The 8,625-nt window shown below is 41.3% G+C and carries 8 protein-coding genes; 3 read left to right on the top strand and 5 right to left on the bottom strand.

Going from position 1 to position 8,625, the window contains the following annotated elements:
• Positions 1 to 3 precede the first annotated feature (3 nt).
• Genes ICN26_RS10930 through ICN26_RS10940 form a run of 3 tightly spaced genes read right to left on the bottom strand, consistent with a single transcriptional unit; the run spans position 4 to position 2,487 of the window.
• A complete protein-coding gene (locus tag ICN26_RS10930; protein ID WP_216268398.1) occupies positions 4 to 1,101 on the bottom strand; it encodes a glycosyltransferase family 4 protein in 1,098 nt (365 codons plus the stop codon).
• On the bottom strand, positions 1,098 to 1,499 hold the full coding sequence (locus tag ICN26_RS10935; protein ID WP_216268399.1) for a 6-pyruvoyl trahydropterin synthase family protein: 402 nt from the start codon (positions 1,497 to 1,499) through the stop codon (positions 1,098 to 1,100). The genes ICN26_RS10930 and ICN26_RS10935 overlap by 4 nt, the downstream gene beginning before the upstream one ends.
• 13 nt (positions 1,500 to 1,512) lie before the next feature.
• The gene (locus ICN26_RS10940) at positions 1,513 to 2,487 is read right to left on the bottom strand and encodes a zinc-dependent alcohol dehydrogenase (protein WP_255534481.1); all 975 of its coding nucleotides are present in this window, start codon (positions 2,485 to 2,487) and stop codon (positions 1,513 to 1,515) included.
• 101 nt (positions 2,488 to 2,588) lie between these two features.
• Here ICN26_RS10940 and mdoH point away from each other — a divergent pair, with 101 nt between their 5' ends.
• From mdoH to ICN26_RS10955, 3 genes are read left to right on the top strand one after another with little or no spacing between them, the layout of a single operon-like run.
• Positions 2,589 to 4,358 (top strand): glucans biosynthesis glucosyltransferase MdoH, encoded by a 1,770-nt coding sequence (gene mdoH / locus ICN26_RS10945; RefSeq protein ID WP_255534482.1) that lies wholly within the window; start codon positions 2,589 to 2,591, stop codon positions 4,356 to 4,358.
• Between the two features lie 8 nt (positions 4,359 to 4,366).
• Positions 4,367 to 6,124 (top strand): glucan ABC transporter ATP-binding protein/ permease, encoded by a 1,758-nt coding sequence (locus ICN26_RS10950; RefSeq protein ID WP_216268401.1) that lies wholly within the window; start codon positions 4,367 to 4,369, stop codon positions 6,122 to 6,124.
• A gap of 33 nt (positions 6,125 to 6,157) precedes the next feature.
• Complete coding sequence (locus ICN26_RS10955) at positions 6,158 to 7,045, top strand: class I SAM-dependent methyltransferase (RefSeq protein ID WP_216268402.1); 888 nt, start codon at positions 6,158 to 6,160, stop codon at positions 7,043 to 7,045.
• A gap of 24 nt (positions 7,046 to 7,069) precedes the next feature.
• On the opposite strand, the gene ICN26_RS10960 is transcribed toward ICN26_RS10955, so the two are convergent.
• Positions 7,070 to 7,681, bottom strand: a complete 612-nt coding sequence (locus ICN26_RS10960; protein WP_216268403.1) for a DsbA family oxidoreductase — start codon at positions 7,679 to 7,681, stop codon at positions 7,070 to 7,072.
• Between the two features lie 42 nt (positions 7,682 to 7,723).
• Positions 7,724 to 8,278: a demethoxyubiquinone hydroxylase family protein gene (locus ICN26_RS10965; protein WP_216268404.1), complete on the bottom strand. Its 555-nt coding sequence runs from the start codon at positions 8,276 to 8,278 to the stop codon at positions 7,724 to 7,726.
• Positions 8,279 to 8,625 lie beyond the last annotated feature (347 nt).

The raw sequence follows: 8,625 nt of genomic DNA on the forward strand, positions 1-8,625 counted from the left end.
TAACTAATTAGCTCTATAGGCTTTAATAACATCTGCAAATGCTGTTGCAGATTCTATCCAAGTAGGTAGTTTTTCGGCAGCTTCTTTCGCACCTAAAGACAATTGCTGGCGTCGATGCGCATCAAGCATTACTAGTTTCAAAGCTGCTGTAAGAGTTGTTACATCACCCGGAGGAGTCAGCACCCCGGCAGAGTCTGGAACAGTCTGACTAATTGCGCCGCCACTGGTTCCCACGACTGGGAGTGCATATGACAGAGCTTCAGCATATGCCATCCCGTAGCCCTCAAACAGAGAGGCGAGCACAAATCCATCGGCCTCTCGATAGAAAGAATCTAGGTGCATGCTATCGACAACACCATGAATATGTATTCGATCCTGCAATTGAAAATATGCAATGCTCTTAAGCAAATTAGAATAGGCTTTCACATCACGAGTGTTATCGCCAACAATAGACAAACTCCATGGCAATTCATTTAAGGGAGCAAGGGCTGCGATCAAAATATCAAAACCCTTACGGGGAATGATGCTCCCGACAGAGAGCCACTTAAACTCGTTTTGACTTGTAAAGTGACTTCTCACTTGATGCAAAGGAGGGGATACCTGATTTGTTCCCGGAATTACAGTAGTTATTTTTTTGCCATCAACCCCAAATGATTCCATTAGAGTTTGAGCCGTCAATGGACTGTTCGCAATCACGTGATCCGCATATGAAAGCGCTAATTTCTCGCTTCTCTGAAACTTTACTTGCTGATCTATAGTCAAACCAGACTCAAAAGCTAATGGATGGTGTATCAGAGCAATGATAGGGTGGTTAACGGACGCCTGAGCAATGGCCTCTGGCATGACACCAAGCGCTAAACCATCTATAACAATGGGCTTATCTGGCTCTATCTGAGATAGAAGGTACTCTGCTTTATTGAGCGTTTCCTGATCTGGGAAAGGAAAGCTAGGCCCCAGACTCAGCAGCTCTATCTCCCAACCCTGGGTCCTTAGCTCTTTAATAACATGACGATCGTATATGTAGCCACCGCTGACTGTTTGCAAATCTCCAGGGTATGCGAAAACGAAAGCATTCACACATGAAGGAGATGTTGTACTCAATGCAGCTTACCTTCGTACCACGCTCTTGCTATATGTGATTCTGAAATAGTCACGCGGATGGCATGTAATTCGCTCATCGGACGACCCAAACTATTTGCTTTCGCTGCTGCAGCGAGTTGATCAAAGATATATTTAGTTAAAAATTCTGTAGTTGTATTCATACCTTTAAATTGCGGAAGAATATCTAGGTTGGCATAATTTAAGGGTTTTAAAGTTGCCTTCAGAACATCTAAGGCGCAGCCAATATCAATCACAATACCGTTTTCATCAAGCTCTTGTGAAATAAAAGCAGCATCAACTACGAATGTTGCGCCATGCAAAGCTTGTGCCGGCCCAAAAACTGCGCCCTTAAAAGAATGGGCAATCATGATGTGATCGCGAACTTCAACTGTAAACATATATTTTTCCTTATTAATATTGAATCAAACAGCACAGCGCAGAACTCTGAGCGCTAAAGATCTGTGGTAACTCTGATGGTAAGGCTTCAAAGCTGATTGGCTTAGTCAGGAGAACATCTAAACGAGAGTCGCTCAACATTGCTAGTGCAGTGGCAAGTCTACGACGATGGCTCCAGCGCGGTCTGTGAGATAGAGAGATATGTCCAACCTGGCTAGACTGGAGTTTTAACTGACGACTATGAAAAGCACCACCCAAAGACACATCTATTTTGTTTGAGCCATACCAACTCAGCTCGAGAATGGTTGCTTCTTCACCTGCCGACGAAATTGCAGTTGAAAGGCCGGCGGCACTCGCACTACAGTGAATCACCAGATCACAATCTTTTGGCGCTAATTCAGGAGAGCTAAACTGAACACCCAGTTTTTTTGCGACCTCTTCACGCTCAGGATTGATGTCGACTAAAGTTACCTCAGCACCAGGAAGATGCCCACATAAATAGGCGATTAAGCAACCGAGTACACCCGCACCAATAATCACAATACGGTCGCCAGGCCCTGGAGACGCATCCCAAACAGCGTTTAAAGCTGTTTCCATATTGGCTGCTAACACTGCACGTTGGGCCGGGATTTCTCTAGGAATCACTAGGATATTGTTAGCATCGGCTTGAAAAATCGATTGGTGGGGCATGAGGCTAAATACAAGCTGTCCGATTAGTTCAGGGGGACCAAGCTCGACCCTACCCACATTGGAATACCCATACTTGACTGGAAATGGGAACTTGCCACCCATAAATGGCGCCCCCATACGACTGTATTCACTTTCGGGGATAAGCCCTTTAAATACGAGAGATTCTGTACCTCGACTGAGCGCACTAAATAAAGTACGCACTTGAACATTGTTTTTAGGCAAGGGGTCAAGAATTTCCGAGCGAATCTCAATACGCTCAGGAGCCACATACCATAAAGATTGACTAACGACTGAGTCCAAAGGATGATCCACGTAAAAATCCTTACTAGGAAAAGTGAAAATGTGCTTGCTACCCTATACTGCTGATGCGTATTTCATAGTATAGGTGAGCTTAGGATAAATTGAAGACCTCAGTAAATAAACACCCCATAAAAGCAGTGTCGATTCGTCGAGCCATTTTCTGCTTACTTTTCATACTCACATCAGTATTCATGTTGTGGCTTCTATATCAAACACTACATCAGTATTTCCCCACCCCAATTCTCTGGTCATTAATAGTCCTTTTTTCGCTCACCTTACCCTGGATGGTGATTGGTTTCTGGAATGCGATTATTGGCTTTTTAATTTGTCTTTTAATAAAGAATCCACTTTCTATTGTTCTACCTAAAAATATGCAAGATTGCGAAGATATGCCTTTAAATAGCTCTACAGCTCTTTTACTGTGTATTCGAAATGAAGAGTCATCAAGGGTAGTTCGTAATCTGCAAATTATGATTGACAGTCTAATCAATGCAGGCATTGAAAAATATTTCCATGTTTATATCCTTAGCGACAGCACTACTGAAACCATTAGGCAATCTGAAAGTGCGCTTTTCGAGAAATTAAATAAAGAGTATGGACAAAGAATTAATATCGTCTATCGCTGTCGCGAAAATAATGAAGGATATAAGGCAGGAAATATTGCTAACTTTTGTCAGCAGTATGGAAAATTGCATCACTTTGCCATCACGCTGGATGCTGATAGCTTTATGACTGCTGCAGCAATGAAAAGACTTGTTCAAATGATGCAATCGAATCCGCGACTAGGGATATTGCAAGGTCTTGTTATTGGTCTGCCATCAAGCAGTGCCTTCACTCGTCTTTTTCAATACGGCATGCGTCTTGGAATGCGCTCATACACTATGGGTTCAGCATGGTGGCAATCTGATTTTGGTCCTTATTGGGGTCATAACGCAATTATTCGCCTTGATCCTTTTGTGCAGCACTGTCAGTTTTCGGAGATTAAGACCGCTTCAGGGTATACGAAACAGATACTTAGCCATGATTTAGTCGAAGCAGTACTCATGCGTCGTGCTGATTTTGAAGTGCGCGTTTATCCATCTGAAGATAGCAGTTGGGAAGAAAATCCACCAACTCTGACAGAATATATTCGTCGCGATTTAAGATGGTGCGAAGGAAATCTTCAATACATCCATCTCCTCACCCTTCCCAATCTCAAGTTGATTAGTCGGATACAGCTTGTTTTAGCAATATTTATGTTTCTGGGCTCACCAGCATGGATTGCGCTGATGATTATCTGCACTCTCTCTATCGCTACTTTTCCATCCATTCAAGAAACTGCCAGTGGAGTTTATTTTCATACGTTTATTTGGCTTACTCTCTTAATGTGGTACCTACCAAAAGTTGCTGGAGCCCTCAATGTCTTACTCAATACAAAAGAATCCCAACGTTTTGGTGGTCGATGGCGTTTTACCATTAGCCTCTTACTTGAAACGATATTTTCTCTATTGATGACTCCAATTGCCTGGCTTAATCACACTATTTTTATGATGAATCTTGCTCTAGGACGTCAAGGGGGTTGGTCATCACAGGCGAGGGATGACCATACCGTCAACATATCGAATGCAGTCAAGCAATTTTGGCCACATACAGCATTAGGAATTGCCTTGACCTTGACGCTATATCTTAGTCATAGAAATGCTACCTATTTTGGTTTATTAATTTTTGGCGGTCTATTAGGATCGATACCCTTAGCAGTGATAACGTCGCAGTCCTGGCTAAGCAATCTCATGATGAAATACAAACTTTTATCCTCTCCAGAAGAAATTACTACGCCAGATGAATTAGCACCCCTCCGCCTAAAAGCTTTAAATCATCACCACAGTAATTAAGCATCCTCATGAGCCTTGTTAGAACCTATACACGTGCATTAAAAAAGCTTAGCTCTGATAGTAGGCTTGCTTGGATTTTGGCGCTTGCCAATATAGCACTTGCTATTACACTTTTTGCAGAACCAATATTGTTTGGCAAGGTTATCAACACTCTAGCTAATACTGAAGCTTCGCAATCCACCCCTTTATGGAATGAAGTCGCACCTTTATTAATTATTTGGATACTTTTTGGATTTTTTACGATTGGTACTTCAACACTCGTTGCCCTATTTTCTGATCGTCTAGCACATCGCCAACGTCATAAAGTCTTTGGTGAATATTTTGAGCATGTATTACATATGCCTCTGAAACAGCAGTCACAAACTCACTCTGGTCGTTTGATGAAAATCATGATCGCAGGTACAGACACCCTCTGGTGGCTCTGGCTAAGTTTTTTTCGTGAACATCTAGCCGCTTTCATCTCTTTAGTCATACTCATTCCATTAGCGCTATATATGAATTGGCGGTTAGCTTTAGTGCTCATTGGGCTCTGTTTATTTTTTGGACTGCTTACCCACTTCATCTTACGAAAAACTCAAGATCTGCAGCAAGCAATTGAAAGCCACCATTCAGACTTAGCGGAATTAGCTTCTGACACTCTCAGCAATATTGCACTAGTACAGAGTTTTTCTAGAATTCAGCTTGAGGTGAAAGCTTTGAAGGGCATCAGCCAAAAGGTACTCAATGCTCAGTTACCCGTTCTATCATGGTGGGCAATAGTCACGGTACTCACAAAATCTGCAACAACACTCAGTATTCTCTGTATTGTTATTTTAGGATCATGGCTTTACACGAAGTCACTAATAACAATAGGCGAAATAGTTACCTTTATTGCTTTTGCAGGTATTTTTATTGGCCGCTTAGAACAAATCGTTACATTTGCTGATAAGTTAGCAATAGACGCCCCCAGACTACAGCAGTTTTTTGAAATCTTAGATACATCACCAGATATTCAAAATATACCGAATGCAATAGATCCGGGGCGATGTGTTGGTTTGATCGAATTTAATGAAGTCTTCTTTAGTTATAACAATCGCCATAAAGCGATTGATGGGGTTAGCTTTAGTGTAAATCCAGGCGAGACAATTGCTTTAGTTGGCGTGTCTGGGGCTGGAAAATCTACTGTGCTGAGCCTGCTGTATCGCGCCTTTGATACCCAGTCCGGACGAATCACTATAGATGGTATTGATGTCAAAAATTTTGATCTATCAGCACTGCGCAGAAATATTGGCGTGGTCTTTCAAGAGCCCTTGTTATTTAATCGCTCTATTGCTGAAAACCTTCTGGTTGGTGCGCCAAACGCGAGTGAAGAAGAGATACGAAAAGCCTGTCAACGTGCACAAGCTCTTGAATTTATTGAAAAACAGCCTGAGGGTTTTGACACTATCATCGGCGAAAGAGGGAGAATTCTTTCTGGAGGCGAGCGGCAACGTCTTTCGATTGCACGTGCTTTGCTCAAAGACCCACCTATTCTTGTTCTAGATGAAGCTACAAGCGCGTTGGATAGCGCTACTGAAGAAAACTTAATTAAAGCAATGAGTGAGGTGATACGCTCTCGTACCACCTTAGTCATTGCACACAGGCTCAGCACCATTAAAAATGCAAATATGATTTTAGTGATGAAAGCCGGTAAGATTGTTGAAGCTGGAACCTATCAATCTCTTTGTGAGAAAAGTAGTCAATTTAATGAAATGGTCAGTATCCAATTGGGATTACAGCATCCATAATCAACGATATATCCATTTATTTTAATTACACTGATGACTTCATTTTCCACTGATTGGTTAAGCTTACGTGAAGGCGCAGACCACCGCTCACGAGATCCTGTTTTACAGGGGCAAGTACTTAGGTATCTAGAGAAAATTAGCAACCTTAAGAACGATCCAATTCACATTGTCGACTTAGGATCAGGCACAGGCTCCAATCTACGTGCCCTCGCACCCTTAATTCATCATAATCAAAAGTGGACACTGATTGATTACGATCCACTACTTTTAAAAGCTGCTCGTGAAAAAATTTGTGTGTGGGCAGATAGCATTGCTGATAGGACACATAACAATCATCTTGATAATGATGTCAATGGACTGGTAACTCTAGTTAAAAATAATTATGAAATTACTGTGCAATTTTTACAAAAAGATCTTGCTAGCAAACTTCAGTCTGAACTCTTCGAATCAGCAGATTTAATTACTGCAGCAGCTTTTTTTGATTTAGTTGCGTTGGACTGGTTGGTTCAATTTTGCAGAGCATTAAAAACCTCCCTTTATACAGTTTTAACTTATAACGGCGAGGAAACCTGGCTGCCATCAGACCCTAGGGATACCGAAATTCTTGAGGCATTTCATCATCACCAAGGGTCAGATAAGGGCTTTGGAAATGCTTTAGGGCCTTCAGCCTTTAAAGCAATGGAGCAGTTATTAAAAAAAGAAGGGTTTCAGGTAGAAACCGGATCAAGTCCTTGGATACTTACTCGGAATGACACCTCATTAATTCAAGAATTAGCAGCCGGCACTGCAAAGGCAGTAGCTGAAACTCACTTGGTTAGCCATGAAATTGCGAAACAATGGGGAGAGCAACGTGCTAAATCCCAATACTGTGAAATTGGACATGATGATTTATTTGCTATTTATAAAAAGAATTCAATCTAAGTTTCTTACACTTAGGTTCTAGAATTAATCAAAAGCATTATTTGGCAATAAAGAGATAATTTCTTCAAAGGTTTTATAGCCTGAGATAGGCATAAAACTCTTAGGGGAAAAATCCTTTTCGCCAATCAGCATTGCCGGCAACCCTTGGAATCCGTAAGTCTTAAATTCTTGTTCATCCGCCATGATATGTTTTGTCAGTCCGCCACTATCAAGCGCCTCCCTTAAAAGTTGCTCATTAATTCCACTCTGTACAGCTAGCTGCATAACTACTTCTTCATTACTAATATCAAGACCTTGCGAAAAGAAAGCATCGAAAAGCGTTCTAGCAAGTTTTAGCGATAGTCCTTGAGAGTTAGCAAAATAAACACTTTCTTGTGCGAGCCATGTATGGGTTAGAAATTTTGGCATTAAAAGTTTGAGCCCTTCTTCTGCAACAATCGGTTCTAACTTTGCATATTCAAACGTATTGATATAGGATTGTGACGGCGAAATATTGCCCTCTACTGGGCTTAATTCAAACGCCCTCCACATGATCTCCACCTTGTCTCGGTACTTTGCTTGTATCTTCTCTAGAACAATCGTTTGAAAATAACTATATGGACATTCAAAATCAGCCCAGACCTGGATCTGAATCATCGTATTTTTACCTTTAGTAATTCACTAAATTCATCATATTTTTTATATACGTCTTGCCAGCAAAACTGCTACGGCTGAGCCGCTACCCACCATAGCGCACCATACTCTTAGAGCCAAGGGTAAAGTGGGTGCGGCTTTTAATTTCGCTTCATTTTTATGTTCAATTTCATCAGCTTGGCAACGAATTAATAGATTAAGCAATTGTTCATACCCACCATGTATTCTTAAATAGTTAATCTGCACTTGATAGTGCTGCTCTACAAATGTCTCAACTGCATCAATAGTGGCATAGACTGCTTTTCTGCCAAATAGTGCTGGTATGGCTCCTGTTAGCCATCCCGCTATCCGCCATGGTACTAACAAATGGCTTCGATACTTTTCCTCAAAGACAACCTCTATTAGCCGCAAGTGCTCTGCCTCAGTAGCCCCATGTTCTTTTGCAAAACAGATGAGCTCTTGATCTTTAAGTAATCTCGCAACAGCAATGACACCCTTGTAAATAAAGACAGCACCTGTTTCGCCCGCATGGTCAGAGCGTAATTCTTGCTCTAAGTATTTAGGATATGGGGCTATGCCAAGCTTAATTGCAGCACTCATCTTAGACAGGCCCTGATGTAACTGACTATCTCGTCATAAAACTGTCGCATTTTTTGAATCAATCTCATTTTTAATATTGAAGGTATTCACTAAAAACGAATAAGAAATTATGGCCCTTGCTTTTGGGCTTTTTAGATTCTTACTTTAATTTCTAGTACGCTTTTGTGTCACCTTTAAAAAAGAAGTCGCAAGAAGGCGACTCAAAGCCTTTTGATGCGGCTCAAAAGGAACATCTTATCTTCTACCTGTCCAGGCTTTTACGTATAAAACTACTAATAAAGGGGTTTTTAACGTCTCTGCACCATCAAAAAATTGAGCGCATACTACTTAAGTATTAACCCTAACAT

Origin of the sequence: Polynucleobacter hallstattensis (genome assembly GCF_018881835.1) — a bacterium.
Classification (GTDB): domain Bacteria; phylum Pseudomonadota; class Gammaproteobacteria; order Burkholderiales; family Burkholderiaceae; genus Polynucleobacter; species Polynucleobacter hallstattensis.